General features: G+C 68.7%; 15 protein-coding genes. 3 read left to right on the plus strand and 12 right to left on the minus strand.

The features are described 5' to 3' along the window. Positions 1–57 precede the first annotated feature (57 nt). The 3 genes from AC069I_RS15090 to AC069I_RS15100 all read right to left on the minus strand — a co-directional run bounded on the left by AC069I_RS15090 (position 58) and on the right by AC069I_RS15100 (position 5218). Entirely contained in the window at positions 58–3030 is a 2973-nt protein-coding gene (locus AC069I_RS15090; protein WP_478230262.1) for a patatin-like protein, read from the minus strand. Positions 3031–3183: 153 nt separating this feature from the next. Next, entirely contained in the window at positions 3184–4428 is a 1245-nt protein-coding gene (locus tag AC069I_RS15095) for a DUF445 domain-containing protein (protein ID WP_478230263.1), read from the minus strand. Positions 4429–4435: 7 nt separating this feature from the next. After that, entirely contained in the window at positions 4436–5218 is a 783-nt protein-coding gene (locus AC069I_RS15100; protein WP_478230264.1) for an Abi-alpha family protein, read from the minus strand. Positions 5219–5298: 80 nt separating this feature from the next. Here AC069I_RS15100 and AC069I_RS15105 point away from each other — a divergent pair, with 80 nt between their 5' ends. Next, positions 5299–6168 carry a maleylpyruvate isomerase family mycothiol-dependent enzyme gene (locus AC069I_RS15105; protein WP_478265638.1) on the plus strand — a complete coding sequence of 290 codons (870 nt, stop codon included), beginning with the start codon at positions 5299–5301 and terminating at the stop codon, positions 6166–6168. Here AC069I_RS15105 and AC069I_RS15110 read toward each other — a convergent pair. Next, the gene (locus AC069I_RS15110; RefSeq protein ID WP_478265639.1) at positions 6131–6529 is read right to left on the minus strand and encodes a pyridoxamine 5'-phosphate oxidase family protein; all 399 of its coding nucleotides are present in this window, start codon (positions 6527–6529) and stop codon (positions 6131–6133) included. The two genes, AC069I_RS15105 and AC069I_RS15110, sit on opposite strands and share 38 nt — an antisense overlap. 82 nt (positions 6530–6611) lie before the next feature. On the opposite strand from AC069I_RS15110, the gene AC069I_RS15115 reads away from it, so the two are divergent. Then, positions 6612–7541 carry an AraC family transcriptional regulator gene (locus AC069I_RS15115; RefSeq protein ID WP_478230267.1) on the plus strand — a complete coding sequence of 310 codons (930 nt, stop codon included), beginning with the start codon at positions 6612–6614 and terminating at the stop codon, positions 7539–7541. On the opposite strand, the gene AC069I_RS15120 is transcribed toward AC069I_RS15115, so the two are convergent. The 4 genes from AC069I_RS15120 to AC069I_RS15135 are packed head-to-tail and all read right to left on the minus strand — an operon-like array spanning position 7529 to position 10670. Next, entirely contained in the window at positions 7529–7885 is a 357-nt protein-coding gene (locus tag AC069I_RS15120; RefSeq protein ID WP_478230268.1) for a LapA family protein, read from the minus strand. The genes AC069I_RS15115 and AC069I_RS15120 overlap by 13 nt on opposite strands. A gap of 38 nt (positions 7886–7923) precedes the next feature. Beyond that, a complete protein-coding gene (locus AC069I_RS15125; protein WP_478265640.1) occupies positions 7924–9072 on the minus strand; it encodes a dipeptidase in 1149 nt (382 codons plus the stop codon). Between the two features lie 36 nt (positions 9073–9108). Then, positions 9109–9714, minus strand: a complete 606-nt coding sequence (locus AC069I_RS15130; RefSeq protein WP_478234070.1) for an alpha/beta hydrolase — start codon at positions 9712–9714, stop codon at positions 9109–9111. After that, positions 9711–10670, minus strand: a complete 960-nt coding sequence (locus AC069I_RS15135) for a ring-cleaving dioxygenase (RefSeq protein ID WP_478265641.1) — start codon at positions 10668–10670, stop codon at positions 9711–9713. The genes AC069I_RS15130 and AC069I_RS15135 overlap by 4 nt, the downstream gene beginning before the upstream one ends. Positions 10671–10767: 97 nt before the next feature. On the opposite strand from AC069I_RS15135, the gene AC069I_RS15140 reads away from it, so the two are divergent. Further along, positions 10768–11229 carry a MarR family winged helix-turn-helix transcriptional regulator gene (locus tag AC069I_RS15140; RefSeq protein WP_478265642.1) on the plus strand — a complete coding sequence of 154 codons (462 nt, stop codon included), beginning with the start codon at positions 10768–10770 and terminating at the stop codon, positions 11227–11229. Between the two features lie 64 nt (positions 11230–11293). Here AC069I_RS15140 and AC069I_RS15145 read toward each other — a convergent pair whose 3' ends face one another. From AC069I_RS15145 to AC069I_RS15160, 4 genes are read right to left on the minus strand one after another with little or no spacing between them, the layout of a single operon-like run. Further along, positions 11294–12892 (minus strand): benzoate-CoA ligase family protein, encoded by a 1599-nt coding sequence (locus AC069I_RS15145; protein WP_478265643.1) that lies wholly within the window; start codon positions 12890–12892, stop codon positions 11294–11296. Between the two features lie 19 nt (positions 12893–12911). Further along, positions 12912–14333 (minus strand): benzoyl-CoA 2,3-epoxidase subunit BoxB, encoded by a 1422-nt coding sequence (boxB, locus tag AC069I_RS15150; RefSeq protein WP_478265644.1) that lies wholly within the window; start codon positions 14331–14333, stop codon positions 12912–12914. 7 nt (positions 14334–14340) lie between these two features. Continuing rightward, the gene (gene boxC, locus AC069I_RS15155) at positions 14341–15933 is read right to left on the minus strand and encodes a 2,3-epoxybenzoyl-CoA dihydrolase (protein WP_478265645.1); all 1593 of its coding nucleotides are present in this window, start codon (positions 15931–15933) and stop codon (positions 14341–14343) included. Between the two features lie 32 nt (positions 15934–15965). Next, complete coding sequence (locus AC069I_RS15160) at positions 15966–16403, minus strand: hypothetical protein (RefSeq protein ID WP_478230276.1); 438 nt, start codon at positions 16401–16403, stop codon at positions 15966–15968. Between the last annotated feature and the right edge of the window lie 55 nt (positions 16404–16458).

The following is a 16458-nucleotide window of genomic DNA, read 5'->3' on the forward strand; positions in this document are numbered from 1 at the left end:
ATACCAACCGTTACCGCTTCGTCGCAGGGTCAGGGCGCTATTCGGCGCCCGATTCCGCTATTCACGACGCCGCTTGCGACCCGCGAGCGAGCCGAGCGGCGTCCAGATGGCGGGCAGCACGAGCAGCAGGCAGACGACCAGCCACCAGACCGGCGCCTCGCCACGCCGCCAGCCCGCGACGACGTCGCCGAGCCAGCCGAACAGCGGGTCGCGCACCGGTGGCAGGAAGGCGGCGAACAGCAAGGTCGCCACCACGAGCACGCCGAGCACCGTGAGCATCATCCGCCACGTCTTGCGCAAGGTCATCAGGCTCACCACCAGGAACACGATGGCGCCCGCGGCCACCGGCACGCCGACCCATTGCAGGACCGGGCCGCCCTGTCCACCGAGGACGAAACCGGCCAGCACGGTGATCAGCGCGGCGAGCACGTTCCACGGCGACGGCAGGGTGGCCGCCCCGCGGGTGATCCACCACGCGCTGCGCCCGGCGGCCTTGGCGAAGGTCGCGGCGGGCTGGACCGACTTCGGCACCCGCGTCGCCCCCGCGGCCGCGTTGAGCCCGGCCGCACCGGCCTTGACCAGCGTCTTCGTCAGGAGCATCGTCCCGCGTTCGTGTTCGAACCGTTCGCCGGAGACCTGGCACGCCTGGAACGCGCGCTGGGTCTGTTCGTCGGTTTCGGGCTCGTTCTCGATCATACGCCGGAACCGTTCCGACGGTTTCCCGTTGCCCTTGGCCGTTTTCGCGTCGTGTCCACAGTGGAGGCCGACACACGGCAGTTCTTCGCGCGCGATCTCCAGTTGCCGGACCCTGGCGAGCACCATCGCCGTCACCGGCATGCTGATCGGGAGACCGGCTTCTCCTTCCACATCGGCCAGTTCACCGTCGAGGCCGAGGAAAGCCAGCTCCCCGGCCAATTGCGCGCGCAGGGCGTCCGCTTCCTCTTGCGACAGGCCGTCTTCCGTGCCCGGCTGCCGCCAGCCGATCTCCTTGAAGGTGTCCCGTACCCGTGCCCGGAACGCCTCCCGCCCGACGACGTCGCGCAGCAGGCGCAGGCGTTTCGGGTCCAGCAGGCATTGCACCAGCCAGCCCGCGCCGTCGACCCTGCCCCACATCCAGTCGTTCGCGCGCCAGGACGCCTTGTAGAACGCGCCGAAGTAGTCGGCCTGCATGCCGGTGAGCTTGTCCCACGAACGGCGTCGTTTCATGTCCAGCAGCGTCCGCGAATCCGCGCTCACCTGGACGAGATCGACCCGCTGGTCGACCGACGGCGCCTGCGCGAGCAGCCCCCGCGTCGCGATGTGCAGGCGCACCAGCCGCGAGGTGACGATGGGATCACCCGCACTCTTGTCGTCGGACGTGAGCCCGGTCCACGCCAGCAGCGTGCTGACCGTGTCGGCGGCTTCGGTGTCGGGTTTCGCCTGCGCCAGCGGCAAAAGGACCGGGGTGGCCTGCCGGAGGGCGGCGACGACGAGCGGCCACGCCTCCTTCAATGTGTCCGCGCGGCCGAGCGCGGCCCATTCCTTGGCGAGGCCTTCGATCCAAGCCGCCAGCGTGACGTCGGCCGTCGGCGGATCCTGTTCGGCGACCCAGCCCGCGAGCCGCTTCCCCCGCGCCGCCTTGTGCCGCGCTTCGTGCAGCAGCACGCGGCAACGGTTGAGCTGCACCGCGTGCTCCGGCGACGGATCGAGCCGGAAGCCCGCGTTCACCAGTTGCAGCCCGGTGGCGACCGAATCGTCGAGCGCGGTGGTGCGGAAGGCGACGAGATCCGCGAGTTCGCAGGTGTCCTTCGGCGGCTCGGCGGGGAGGCCGTCCCGCAGCCCGGCCGCCGCGGCCGCGCGCAGCTGCGCCGCCGTGCCGGACGCCCACTGGCGACCCTGATCCTCCACATCGGACAGTGAGAGCCTGCGGGTCGCCTCGCGGACCAGCGCGGTGGCGTCCTCCTGCACGCGCCGGTCGCGGTAGTCGTTCATCAGCCGCTGGTCGACCAGCGAGTCCGGGCCGCCGCGAACCCCCATCGCGGCAAGGGAAACCCGGGTCCCCCTTGTCCGGACGACTGCGTCGTTGTGCCTGGTCAGGTCCTCCAGCTCGGCGCTGATCGTCTGGCTCAGCACGGTGCCGACGACCTTGCTCATCGCGGTACCCAGCAGCGGCGGCCGCTCCGGATCGACCACGACCCGCTCGGCCTCGCGTTCCGCCGTCGGCACCACGTACAGCAGCAGCCGCCGGACGTCCGAATGCGACTGCCGCTCGAAGATCTCCCGCAGCGCCGGGCGCAACGGTTTGTTCAGCAGCACCCCGCCGTCGGTGAGCCAGTGCGAGCGCGTGACGTCGGTGTACTTCGTCATGTCCGGATGCAGCGGTCCGGTCTTCTCGCCGATCGGCATCCGGGAAAGTTCAAAGGCACCGGGGAACGACGCGGTGGACCTTGCGGCGAGCGCGAGCGGGCCGACCACCTCGTCCGTCCACAAAGGACCATCGAAGCGGAACAAGAGCCGGTGTTCGGTGTCCCGCACCAGATTGCCGAGCGCGTCGTCGAACCTGGTCGTCTCGCCGTCGATCATCGTGCCGGTGAGCAGCACCGTGATGTCGGGACAGTCGGGTTTCACCGTCGCCTTGTCGGTGATCCGGTGCAGCGCGTCCTTGAGATCGCCGAGCAGCACCTTGTCGCCGTCGAGCAGCGAACGCGGTTCCTTCTCGCCGGGATCGCGGATCAGGTTGTCGAGCGATCCCGTGCTGATCCACGTGTCGCGCAGCACCTGCGGGCTCGACCGGAACGCCTCGGCCAGCCCGAGGCACGCCGCGTTGATACCGCCCGCGCTCGTGCCGGTGAGCACGTCGAGCGAGACGGTGGCGTTGAGCAGATCGAGCAAGGCCCGGTACGGGCTTTTCGATTCCGGCGTTCTCGACGCCTGGAGCAGATGCGAGGTCTCGGTGGCGACCCCGCCCATCCAGACCGCGAGACTCGCCCCGCCCACCATGGTCATCGCCAGCCGGATCTCCTGCGGCCACGGACTCCCCGCGTCGGCCATGTGCGCCCTCCCCCAAGGCTCAGTGCAGGAGGCACTCTAGACCGGACGGAGGGCCCGGTGTACCGCCGATGAGGCAGCCATCCGCGCATTTAGTCCTCTGGATGCGGTCCTTGCGCGTGCAACTACCGCATCCAGAGGACTAAATGCGGGTCGTCAGGCGGCGAAGTGCTCCAGCAGGAGGACCTGCGCCTCACCGACGGCGAAACCCAGGACGGCACCGGTCGCGATCAGGATCCATTCGTCCTGCTGGAACGCCGGCCGCAGCAGTCCCTCGAACTCGCGCGGCGACAGCTCCTTCATCTTCGTCACCAGCACGTTCCGGATGTCCATCGCGTCCGTCGCGTAGTCCTCGATGTACCGCATGGTGTCCGGCAGTTCGTCCATGATCTTCTCGGCGATGTTCAGCTTCATGTCCTGATACCGCTTGCTGCCGACGGCGAACACCACCAGCGGTTTCCCGACGCCGATACGCCGCCCGAGCTGTTCGTCGAGCTGGCGCTGGATGAGCCCGAGCACGCGGTCCGACAGCGGGCCGTGCAGAACCGCCTCGATCACGTTGTGCGGGGTGATGATCTCCTTGGCGATCAGCGCGCCGTACGCCTCCGCGACCTCGCCGCGCCGTTTCAGGAACAGGCCCTGCCAGCGCACGCCGAAGTACCGGCGTTCCTCGATCGGATAGAAGATCATCCGCAGCGCGAGCCAGTCGGTGAACCAGCCGGTGAAAAGCCCGAACAGGGGCATGATCAGCGGGAACTTGAACAGCACCCACGCGACCATCTGGATCACGCCGATGAGCCCGCCGAAGAAGATGCCGGAGCGGGCGATGAACTTGAACTCCTTGTCGCCGGCCTCCTGGAAGATCCGGTTCAGCAGCCGTTTGTCCTTGACCAGTGCGGTGACCACCATGCCCTTGAGGTCGAATACACTGTCCACATCGGACTTGATCAGCTCCAGCACGGCCGCGACCATCCGCGGCGTCTCGGCCTGGACGCGCTGGATCACCAGCCGCTGCATCCCCACCGGCAGGGATTCCCACAGCCCCGGCTGATAGTGGGCGGCGACGTCGCGCACGATGTCCTCGACCGCTGCCTGGAGCGGTTTTTCGATCTCCTTGGCGATTCTCTGCGGATCGAGCCTGGCGACGACCTCGGCCGGTTTGATCAGCTGCTCGGTCATCGTGTCGCAGGCGATGCTCGCCATCCGCGCGGCGCGTTTGGGCACGATGCCCTGCCAGCCGAGGAACGGTTTGATGCCGACGAACTCGACCGGCTGGAACATCATCCGGATCGCGACGAGTTTGGTGGTGTAGCCGATCAGGGCGGCCACGATCGGGATGGAGACGTAGAGCGGCCAGTGCTCGCCGAAATCGGCGAGGATCCCGTCGAGGAACGCACCCATGCCGAAGTCAGCCGGCGCTCGGGTCGCAGGCCTGCCAGAACTGGGCGCCGAGCCGGGAAATATGGACCGTGCGCTTCACGAACTTGGCCCGCTTGACCGACTTCTCCGCCTCGCGGACGGTCTCGTCGGTCAGCAGGATCTCGTACTGCGTCTCCAGCGCGGGCACCTCTTCGTCCAGCTCGATCAGGCCGAGCCCGATCAGCCTGGTGAGGTAGCCGGGCACCTGGTCCGGCAGTGACACCCCGGCGGCCTTGCCGACGGTGGAAGCGTTGCGGAGCACGAACCGTCCGGCCGCGCCGAGGCTGGTCCGCTCGGCGACGTCGACGGCGGGGAACGGCGAGCCGTCGGAAAGCGCGGAAAGGATGCGGGCCTCGTCCGGCGTGAGCTGCCGCAGGATGATCGCGTACAGGTATTCGCGGGCCCGCTCGCGGCCGAAGCCGATCGAGTGGTTGAGCAGTTCGGCCATCGCCGCGCGGAGCGGTTCGAGCTGGGCGCGGGTGTGCACGAGGGTGATGGTCGCCTCGACCGGCCGCGAACCGTTGGTGTCGGGCCGGTTCATCGCGGACGCGGCGGTGAGCGCGGCGTGGTACGGGTCGTCGACCTCGTCGAGACGGCGGCGCAGCTCCGAAAGCAGCTGCCGCTCGCCCTGTTTGACGATCTGTTCCGCGATTTCGACCCCGGGGAGTTTGCGGGTGAACTCGAAGCCCGTGCGGGCGGCCCAGCCCGCCAGCTGTCCCGCGCGTTTGGCGAAAGCGGCCAGGTCTTCACCGGCGGGTCGATCGTTGCTCACGGGCACTCCCCTCACGTTCGCGCTGATGCTACCTGCGAGTAGGCCGAATGGCCGAGAATGTGATGGACCTGGGTGTTTGGATGGTCACCATGAGCTTCACGCGCTGGGGTCCGCCGATCGACGTCCTCCCGCTGTTCGCGCGGGAGGAGCAGGCTCTGCTCGACGTGCTCACCGGTCTGGACGCGGAGCGGTGGGCCGCGCCGACGGTGTGCACGGGCTGGACGGTGCACGATCTCGCGGCCCACATCCTGGGCGACAAACTCGGCAGGCTGTCCCGAGACCGCGACGACTACCGGGCGACGGCACCGCGCGAGGGCGAACGCTTCGGGGACTTCATCGACCGGATCAACGACGAATGGGTGGTCGCGTGCCGTCGGCTGTCCCCCGAGGTGCTGTTCGCGATGCTGGTGGACAGCACCTCGCAGATCGCCGAGATGTGGGGCCGCGCCGACCTCGACGCCGTCGGCGAGCCGGTGAGCTGGGCCGGGGACGAACCGGCGCCGGTCTGGCTCGACGTCGCCCGCGAGTACACCGAGTTCTGGGTGCACCAGCAGCAGATCCGCGAGGCCGTGGGCGCGCGGACGCTGGACGAGCCGGAGTTCCGCGGGCCGGTGATCGATACCTTCATGCGGGCGCTGCCGTACACCCTGCGTGACGTCGACGCCCGCGCCGGCAGGCAGGTCGCCTACACCGTCACCGGCCAGGGTGGCGGGAAGTGGACGGCGCGGCGGACCGCCGACGGCTGGGAACTCGACCGGGTCGCGCCGACGTCACGCGCGCCGCTGGCCTCGGTGACGACGGACGCGGACACCTTCTGGCGGCTGTGTACCCGGAACCCCGCGGACCGCGCCCGGGTCACCGCCGAGGGCGACGAAAACGTTTGCGCCACCCTGCTCGGGATGACCTCGATCATCACATCAGGTAACGGCTCACCTTCTCCGGCCGGATGACGAGCCGCACGAGATCGAGGGTCTGGATCCCGGCGAGCTCGCCCGCGTGGGCCGGGTCTTCGAGGTCCCAGTAGCGCTCGGCGAGCCGCGCGGCCAGTTCGTGCGCCCCGCCGGGCTCCACCGTGACGCCGCCGGAGACCGAGACCCAGCGCTCGCGTTCGCCCCCCGGGGCGGCCACGATGATCGACGCGCGGGGATCGTCGTCCAGCCTCCGGACCTTGGGCGACTCGCGGGGCGTGAACAGCTGGATCGTGCCGTCGTCGGCAGCCTCGAACCACACCGGCCGGACCGGGCCGCCGGCCACGGTCAGGAATCCGTGCAGGGGGCGGCGGAGGAATTCGAGGTCGTCAGTGGTCAGCATGAACTCGATTCAACCCGGCAGACTTGGACGCGCCCATAGGTGAAAGGCCGGATCGCCTGTCCATTCGTCTAACCTCGGCAAGGTGGACGTCTTCAGTGACCTGATCCGCGGCGTGCGGTCCCAGGGCTCCTTGTTCGGCAGTTCGACCCTGTCCCCGCCGTGGAACCTGCACTTCGTGGACGGCGCGCCGCTGACCCTGTGCGCCGTGCTCACCGGCGCGGGCTGGGTCGTCCCGGAGGACGGCCCGCCCGAGCCGCTTCGCGCGGGCGAGTCGGTCATCGTACGCGGCCCCGCGACGTTCACCTTCGTCGACGAAGTCGGCACTCCGGCCGAACCGATCGCGTGCGGCGAGCACTGCGCGACGCCCGAACAGGGCGGGACCCGGCACCGGCTCGGCTGGGTCGACGACCCGGGTGGCGAGACGACGTTGATCGTCGGCGCGTACCCGGTGCGCGGCGAGATCGGCCGCCCGCTGCTGGACGCGCTGCCCGTCGTGCTGCGCGTGGACGCCGGTGGCGCGGGCGACCCCGTGCTGGAGCACCTCGCCGCCGAGGTCGCCGTCGACGCGCCGGGTCAGCAGGTGGTCCTCGACCGGCTGCTGGACTGGATGCTCGTCTGTTCGCTGCGCGAGTGGTTCGACCGGCCGGGCGGCGAACCCCCGGCGTGGTGGGCCGCGCAGCGGGATCCGGTGGTCGGCGACGCCCTGCGCCTGCTGCACGCGGAACCGGCGGCACCGTGGACCGTCGGCACGCTGGCCGGGCGGACCGGGGTCTCGCGGTCGACGCTGGCCAAACGGTTCGCCGACCTGGTCGGCGAACCGCCGCTGGCCTATCTCACCCGCTGGCGCATGACCCTCGCGGCGGATCTCCTCGCCGGACCGGAGCACGCGACCATTTCCGACATCGCCCGCACCGTCGGCTATTCCGACGCGTTCGGGTTCAGCGCGGCGTTCAAACGCGTGCGGGGCGTCAGCCCGAGCGAGTTCCGCCGCGGGGTCCCTCAGCGCAGCTGATGCCGCGACTTCTTGGCCTGCTTGCGCAACTGCAGGATCCGGGCGCCGCCGACGAGCGCGACCAGCGCGCCACCGGCGATCACGGAGAACAGCATCGCGACCGCCAGCGGCATGCTCCCGGACATGCCCAGGAAGTGCACGGTGGCCGTGTCCTGGTTCTGCAGGATGAACACGAGCAGGAACACCAGCACGATCAACGCCACGATGACGGCGATCCATGTGCCGCTCACCCGCGTCCGTTTGAGCTTCGGGCCGGCTTCGAATTTACCGCTGTGGCGTGCGCCGCCCGCGGTTTCGGACGGCTTGACGGGAACCTCGGCGGCGCCCTCCTCCGGCTGCGTCATGCAGGACAGTGTCCGCCGAAGCGGGCTTGATCGCGCTCTCAAGCGTCCGAACGGGTGACCTCGTCCGCCGCACGCAGCACCCGCAAGGTGTTCTTCCCGGCCAGTTTCGCGCAGTCCTCTTCGCTCCAGCCGCGTTCCAGCAGCGCGGCGAACAGCACCGGGTACTTCGAAACGTCTTCGAGGCCTTCGGGCAGCGTCGCGACTCCGTCGTAATCGCCGCCGAGCCCGATGTGGTCGACGCCCGCCACTTCGCGCACGTGCTCGATGTGCGCGACGACGTCGTCGATGCCCGCCTTCGGCTTCTCGGGGCCGCCTCGTTCGGCGGTGAACTTCGTGCGCTGGTCGATGTTCCGGTAGTCCTTGCCCGCGGCTTCCATGTCCTGGCGCAGCCGGTCGTCCCACTCGGCGACCTTCGGCGAGATGAAGCCCGGCACGAACGTCACCATCGCGACGCCGTCCTTGGCCGCCAAGGTTTCCAAGACGTCGTCGGGGATGTTGCGAGGATGGTCGTTGACCGCGGTGCAGGAGGAGTGGCTGAAGATCACCGGCGCGGAACTGACCTCGAGCGCGGCGCGCATCGTGCTCGGCGCGACGTGCGAGAGGTCGACCAGCATGCCGATCTTGTTCATCTCGCGGACGACGTCGCGGCCGAACTCGGTGAGCCCGCCGTGCTCGGGTTCGTCGGTGCCGGAGTCGGCCCAGGTGGTGTTGTAGTTGTGGGTGAGCGTCATGTAGCGGACGCCGAGGCGGCGCAGGATCCTCAGCACGCCAAGGGATTCGGCGATGCTGTGGCCGCCCTCGGCGCCCAGCAGCGACGCGATCTTGCCGTCGCGGAAAGCGGTTTCGGCCTCGTCGGCGGTGTCCACGAGGGCCAGGCGATCGGGGTAGCGCTCGGCCATCTGGTGCACGATCTCAATCTGTTCGAGCACCGCCGTCACCGCGCTGTGGCCCTCGAACTGGCAAGGCACGTAGACGGACCAGAACTGCATCCCGAGCCTGCCTTCGGCGAGCTTCGGGAAGTCGGTGTGCAGATGCGGCTGACGGACCGTGAGATCCGTGCCGGTCACGGCCTCGACCGGGTCCGGCCCGGTCGTGACCCGCAGCTCCCATGGCAGATCGTTGTGCCCGTCCGCGAGGAGGACCCTGTCGAGCAGGGCCTGGGCGCGGACGAGGTCCCCGTTAGTCATCGGACGATGCTACGTTCGCGTCCTTTGCTCTCCCCGCTATGGGTTGAGCCACCCCGCGGCCGCTACCGAACCGTTGCCGGTCACCTGGTGCCCGCCGGGATGGCGATGGGCGACGACGTCCGCGCCGCGCTCGCGCAGGTCACGGACGAGCGTCTCCGCCGAGGGCAGCGGCGCCATCGGATCGTGCTCGCCGTTCGACAGGAAGACCCGGGTTCCGGACAGATCGTTCCGCGGCGGGGAAGGAACAGGCGACATCGCCGCGAACAGCACGGCCTCCCTGACGGCGTCCGGGCGGAGCAGGGTCACCGCGGCGGCGATGTTGGCGCCGTTGGAGAACCCGATGGCCACCAGCCGCCGGTCACCGAGGCCGTACTCCTCACGCGAGGCGAGCACGAAGTCGGCCAGCTGGTTCGCGCGGAAGACGACGTCCTCGTGGTCGAAAACGCCTTCCGCCAGCCTGCGGAACCAGCGTGCCGCACCGTGTTCCGACACCGGCCCGGCGGGCGCGAGCAGCGCTGACGCCGGGCTCAGCTGCCGGGCGAGCGGCACGAGATCGTCCGGGCCGCCGCCGGTGCCGTGCAGGAGCAGCAGCACCGGCTCGTCGGGCGCCCCTTCGACGTACTTGTGCTCCAAGGTGCTCATCGCGGGTTGTTCTCGCTCGGCAGGTCCAGCTTCGGCAGCATGGCCTCGATGTCCTCGCGTTTGGGTTCCAGCCACGGCGGCAGTTTCAGCGCGCGGCCGAGCTCCAGCAGCGGCTCGTCGATCGCGAAACCGGGTTCGTCGGTCGCGACCTCGAGCAGCGTGCCGCCCGGCTCGCGGAAGTAGATCGAGCGGAAGTACTGACGGTCCAAAATGGACGTCACGTTCACGCCGTCGCCGATCAGCTCGTCGCGCCAGGCGGCCTGGGTGTCCTCGTCCGGCGCGCGCCAGGCGACGTGGTGCACGGTGCCCGCCGCCACCAGCCCGCGCGGGGCGTCCGGCGTGACGAGGACGTCGACGAGCGCGCCGGGGCCGCCTTCGCCTGCGGAGAACCGCAGGCGGTTGCCGTCCTGGTGTTCGAAGGTCAGGCCGAGGCCGTCGGTCAGCATCCCGGCGGTCGCGTCCTCTTGGGACACCGACAGCGTGACGGAGTGCAGCCCGCGGATGGCGTGTTCGGCGGGGACCAGCTTCGTGTCCCACGGGTCACGCGGGTCGCCCTGCGGATGCGCGACGAGCGCGAGTTCGAGGCCGTCCGGGTCGAGGAAGGTGAGCGTCTCCTCGCCGTCGGAGTTGCGGACCTGGCTGGTCTCGACGCGGTTCTCCGCGAGGTGCCGCGTCCACCAGCCGAGTGAGGCCTCCGGCACGGAGAACGACGTCGTGGTCGCCTGGCCGGTGCCGTGACGGCCCTTCGGCGCGTCCCGCCACGGGAAGAACGTCATCAGCGAGCCGGGCTTGCCGGACTCGTCGCCGTAGTAAAGGTGGTACGTGCCGGGGTCGTCGAAGTTCACGGTGGTCTTCACCAGCCGCAGGCCGAGTGCCCGGGTGTAGAAGTCCGCGTTGCGCTGGGGGTCGCCACCGATGGCGGTGACGTGGTGCAGGCCCGAAGTCTTGATCGACATGGTGCCCTCCTCTGGAGCCGGTGGACTCAAGCTAACCCGATAACCTCTCGCGCGCAAGATATATTCCAGGAAGAGTTCTTGGTGTACCCTCGCTCGCGTGGCATTGGTGAAATCGGAGGAACCGAACGACGACGAAGTGGTCACGTGGTGGGGCCTGGTGATCGAGGGCTACCTGGCCACGCAGAACAAGCTGATGGGCGAGATCGCCGAACGGTTCGGTCTGGCGCCGGCGTCGTTCGACATCCTGCTGCGGCTCGTGCGCTCACCCGAGCACCGGATGCCGATGACCCGGTTGGCCGTCGAGGCGGCCCTGTCGAGCGGCGGGTTCACCAAGGTCGCGGACCGGCTGGTCGCCGCGGATCTGATCTGCCGCGTGCCCAGCCCGGACGATCGCCGCGTCACGTTCGCGGCGCTCACCGACCACGGTCTCGACGTCGCCGAGAAGGCGCGGGAAGCGTGTGCCGAGATCCTGCGGCGCATCGTCCTGACCCCGCTCGGTGACGGCGCGCACGATCTGGCCGAGGCCATGCGGACCCTGCGCACCGTCAACGGCGGGTGACGCGCGGCCTGGCACCTCGCATTTAGTCCTCTGAATGCGGTACTTGCGTGTGCATGGACCGCATTCAGAGGACTAAATGCGGCGGGGCGGGGGCCCGGACCTCGTACATGTCCCGTACCAGTTCCCGGATGACGTTGCGCCGGATCTTCCCGGTCGCCGTCTTCGGCAGTTCGCCCAGCTCGACGATGCTCCGCGGCCGCTTGAAGGACGCCAGCCCGGCCCGGCAGAACTCGATCAGCTCGTCCGCGTCCAGCCTGCCGCCGGGCACACCGACCACGCACGCGACCGGTTTCTCGATGCCGTCGGCGTCGAAGGCGGCCACCACCGCGACCTCGGCGACCGCCGGATGCTGCAGCAGCCTGTCCTCGACCTCGGCGGGAGACACCCAGATCCCGCCCGGTTTCAGCATGTCGTTGAAGCGCCCGAGGCAGGTGTAGCTCCCGTCGGCGTTGCGCACGAAGCTGTCACCCGTCCGCAGCCATTCGCCCTGGAAGACCTGCTTCGTCGTCTCGTACCGCGCCCAGTACCCGGTCGCGATCGACGGCCCGGCGACGAACAGTTCACCGGGCTGCCCGTCCGGCACCGGCCCTCCCTGTTCGTCGCGCAGCGCGATCTCGTAGCCCGGCACCGGCACCCCGGTGCTGCCGGGTCGGACCTGACGCGGCCGGTTGGACAGGAAGATGTGCAACGCCTCGGTCGAGCCGATCCCGTCCAGGATCTCGACGCCGAAACGGTCGCGGAACCGTTCGTACAGCACGGCGGGCAGCGGCTCCCCCGCCGAAACCGCTTGGCGCACCGAGGAGAACGTGTCGTCGGGGATGTCGCTGGCGAGCAGCGCGGCGTAGAACGTCGGGACGGCGAAGAACAACGTCGGCCGCTCCGCGCGGACCCTGGCGGCGATCAGCCCCGGGGTCGGCCTCGCGGGTTCGAGCAGTGTCGTCCCGCCCGCCGCGAGCGGGAAGAACGCCGAATTCCCCAGCCCGTAGGCGAAGAACAGCTTGGGGACGGAAAGGAACCGGTCGTTCGGGCCGATGTCCAGCACGCCGCGCGCGTACGTTTCGCAGACCGCGCGAATGCTCGCGTGGCGATGCATCGCGCCTTTCGGCTTGCCCGTCGTCCCCGACGTGTACAGCCAGAGCGCGGGCGAATCCTCCCAGGTCGGCGCCGGTTCGAAACCGTGATCGTCCACTGTGGACAGCTCGCTCCACTCGTGCGCGCGGACCCCGGACGGCAGTTCGGCCGCCTTGGCCCTGTCCAGCACGACGTCGGTGACCTCCGGCGCCAGCCCGAGCGCGACCGTCGCCTGCGCGGCGAACTCGCCCGAAACACACAGGACCCTGGCGCGGGAATCGGCGAGCAGTTTGCCCAGGTCCAGCCCGGTGACCATGGTGGACACCGGCACCGCGACCGCTCCGGCCAGCATCGCGCCGAGGATCCCGGTGAGCAGTTCGACGTCGTCGACCATGCAGAACAGGACCCGCTCCTCCGGGCGGACGCCGATCGCCTTCAGCCCCGCCGCGACCCGGCGGCTTTCGGCCGCCAGGCCCGCGTACGTGAGGTTCCGTCTCGGGGAAACGACCGCGGCCTTCGCCCCGCGCCCTTCCGCCAGATGCCGGTCGAGCAGGTAGCTCGCCGCGTTGAAACCGGTGGCAGCAGCGGACACGGGCGCACCTTCTATCGGCTCAGCTCAGGTAAACGTATTCATAGTCGAACGGTTTCCCATTGATGCCCTGACGTGGCGGTGCCACCCAGCTCGCGATCTTTCCTCGCTCGTACACCGGGTGCATCAGCGATCGGACGAAGGTCAGGTCTTCGGGAGTGGGCAGCCACTTGCGTTTGCCGGCCAGCCAGGTCCGCTCGTCGACAACGGTGCCGTCGGGCGTCACATGGTGGCCGGAGTTTATGCCGACTTCGCGATTGAATCCAGGGTGCGGGAGGACGAATCGGAAGTCGATGCCCGCCTCGTCCAGGATCCTGTTCCAGCGGTTGACGCCGGTCTGGCAGTCGGCGCGGTACTCCTCCCGCAGGTCGAGGTTCAGCAGCAGGATGGCCGGGAGTTCCTCGGTCTCCCAGGTGCCGTCGGCCCTCGGCCGGGACAGCGATCCGGCGGCGTCGGTGAGCTTGTGGTCGTCCTTGCGGCGGGCCTCCTGCCAGCGGCCTTTCAGCCCGGCGGTGTAGTAGTTCGCCGCGTTGGTCGACGTCTCGCCGCCGAACAGGTCGAGCGAGACGGTGTAGTGGAAGTTGAGGTAACGCTGGATGACTTCCAGGGGGATCCCGCCGTGCCCGGCGATGTCGAAGGTGTCGTGCTCGCGGATCAGTTCGGCAGCGCGGGTGACCACCCGGTCGACCCCCGTGGTGCCGACGAACATGTGGTGCGCCTCTTCCTTGAGCATGAATTCACAAGTGCGGGAAAGCGGGTCGAAGCCGCTTTCCTTGAGGGTGCCGAGCTGGTATTTGCCATCGCGATCGGTGAAATAGGTGAACATGTAGAACGCGAGCCAATCCGCGGTCTCCTCGTTGAAGGCGCCGAGGATCCGGGGCGCGTCCGGACTTCCGGAATTCCGGAGCAGCAATCCTTCCGCTTCGTCGCGGCCTTCGCGGCCGAAGTAGGCGTGCAGCAGATACACCATCGCCCACAGGTGGCGGCCTTCTTCGACGTTGACCTGGAAGAGGTTCCGCAGGTCGTAGAGGCTCGGCGCGGTGAGGCCCAGCAGCTTCTGCTGCTCGACCGACGCGGGTTCGGTGTCGCCCTGGATCACGATGAGCCGCTGCAGGTCGGCGCGGTATTCGCCGGGCACCTGCTGCCAGGCGGGCTCGCCCTTGTGCTCGCCGAAGCCGATCACCCGGTCCGGATCCGGCTCCGCGAGGAAGATCCCCCACCGGTAGTCGGGCACGTCGACGTGGTCGAAATGCGCCCAGCCGTCCCGGCCGACGCTGACCGCGGTCCGCAGGTAGACCCCTCGCGTCCGCAGCGCGGGGCCCATTTCGCCCCACCAGTCCAGGAATTTCGGTTGCCAGCCCTCCAGCGCCCGCTGGAGGCGCCGATCACCGGAGAGGTCGACGTTGTTGGGGATCTTGGCGTCGTAATCGATCTTGGTGGGCATGGGCTGTTCAAACCCGCTTCCTGTCGAAGACGGCCTTCTGACCGGTCCCGTAGCGACGCAGCGCGCCCTCGGGACCGGATGCGTTCGGACGGGTGAAGATCCAGTTCTGCCAGGCGGCGAGCCTGCCGAAGATCTTGCTTTCCAGCGTCTCGGGGCCGACGAACCGGTGGTTCGCCTCCATTCCGGTCAAGGCGTCCGGGCTGAGCGACGCCCGTCCTTCCAGCGCGATCCGGATCTCGTCCTCCCAGTCGAGGTCGTCCGGTGCGTCGGTGACCAGGCCGAGTTCGTTCGCCTCGGCCGGGCTCAGCGTTTTGCCGCGTACCTCCGCGAGCCTCGTGACGTGATCGGGGTCGCCGAAGAACCGGGACTCGAGGCGGGTCAGGCCGTTGCCCATCGGGTAACGACCGAAGTTGGCTTCCGACAGCGTGATCGACGCACGTTCTTCACTGTCTTCGTCATCGAGCGGCGGACCGTCCAAGATGTACTGCCGGTCCGCGGCGAGCGCGAATTCCAGCAGAAGCCCGGCGTAGCAGCTGCCAGGCTCGACGAGGGCGATCAGGCTGCGGCTGGTGACGTCCAGCCGCTTCAGCGTCCGCTTGAAGTAGTGGACGATTTCGTTGCTCAGGCAGTCTTTCGCGTCGAACACGGCGCGTTCGTGTTCGAGGACCTTCGCCGGATCGCCTTCGGTACGGAGTACCCACGTGCCGAGTTCGGGTTCGTTGGTGCGCAAGCGAAGGATCGCGTCGTCCAGTTCGCGGGTGACGTCCAGCAGCCAGCCGTCGTCGCCATCCGGGCCCTTGACAGTGATCGTCGCGTCGGTCTTGCCGCGGGCGATGTCGACATAACGATGCTTGAGTGGCCTCAGATCGACGCCTTCCCCGTCGAGCCGCTCGCTCGTCCGCGCGAGCTCCTTCGCCCTGGCCAGCACGGCTTCGCGGAAACCCTGCCGCGGCACGAGCTCGTCGACGAGCCGCCAGTCGACAGCGGTGCGCCCTTTCACCCCGTCGGGGCGGGTGGCGAAGACGTCGGCGAGATCCCGCCGCACGCCGCGTTTGTCGACCACCCTGGTGAGCCCGCCGGTGCCGGGCAGGACGCCGAGGAGCGGCACCTCCGGCAGCGCGACGGTCGAGGAGTTGTCGTCGACCAGCAGGATCTTTTCGCAGGCGAGCGCGATCTCGTAGCCGCCGCCGGCACAGGTGCCGTTGACCGCCGCGACGTAGATCTGCCCGGAGTACGCGGCGGCGTCCTCCATGGCGTTGCGGGTCTCATTGGTGAATTTGCAGAAGTTCACCTTCCACTCGTGCGACGACGAAGCGAGCATGCGGATGTTCGCTCCGGCGCAGAAGACGTTGTCCTTCGCGCTGGTCACGATGACCACGCGGACCTCGGGATGCTCGAACCGCAGCCGCTGTGTCGCGTCGTACAGCTCGATGTCGACGCCGAGGTCGTACGAGTTGAGCTTGAGCTCGTACCCCGGCACGAGACCGCCATCCGCGTCGACGTCGAGTTCGAGCCACGCGACGTCGCCGTCGGTGGACAGTGTCCAGTGCCGGTAGCCGCTGGGATGACGTTCGAACGTCACCGATGTGGTCCGCGTCACCCTTCCGATTGTCTACATCGCACTGATCAGCGTCAATGTTGTGTAGAAAGTTGGTCAGCCGTCGTCACCCGGCTGAGCTTCGCCGCCGCCCAGACCACGAACACCCACAGCAGCAGCGCGGCCGCCGTGTCGGTGTAGATCGTGGCGAACCAGAAGGCCGGGATCCGCGGCACGGCGACCAGGAAGTGGCCGAGGCTCGCGAGACCGGAGAGCGAGTAGACCATCAGGAAGACGAGCGCCCGCCAGTAACGTCCGCGCAGGTAGTCGCGGTAGCCGAGCACGCCGAAGACGGAGAAGAGGACGTACGCGACGACGACCAAGGTGGCGGCCATGCCCACCGAGATCCCCTCGACCTGCGGATAGTCCGCCGCCCTGATCACGTTGTGCGCGTAGTGCAGCGTGGTGGACAGCAGCGCGAAGGCCAGGATCAGCCGTAACGCGGCGAGTCCCTTGTCCTGAAGAGTTTCCATGTTCGCCCCCTTGGCGACTTGATAGATCGCTCTAGCGAGAGAGAATAGACCATGG

The sequence above is a fragment of the Amycolatopsis sp. NPDC043885 genome, assembly GCF_056435685.1.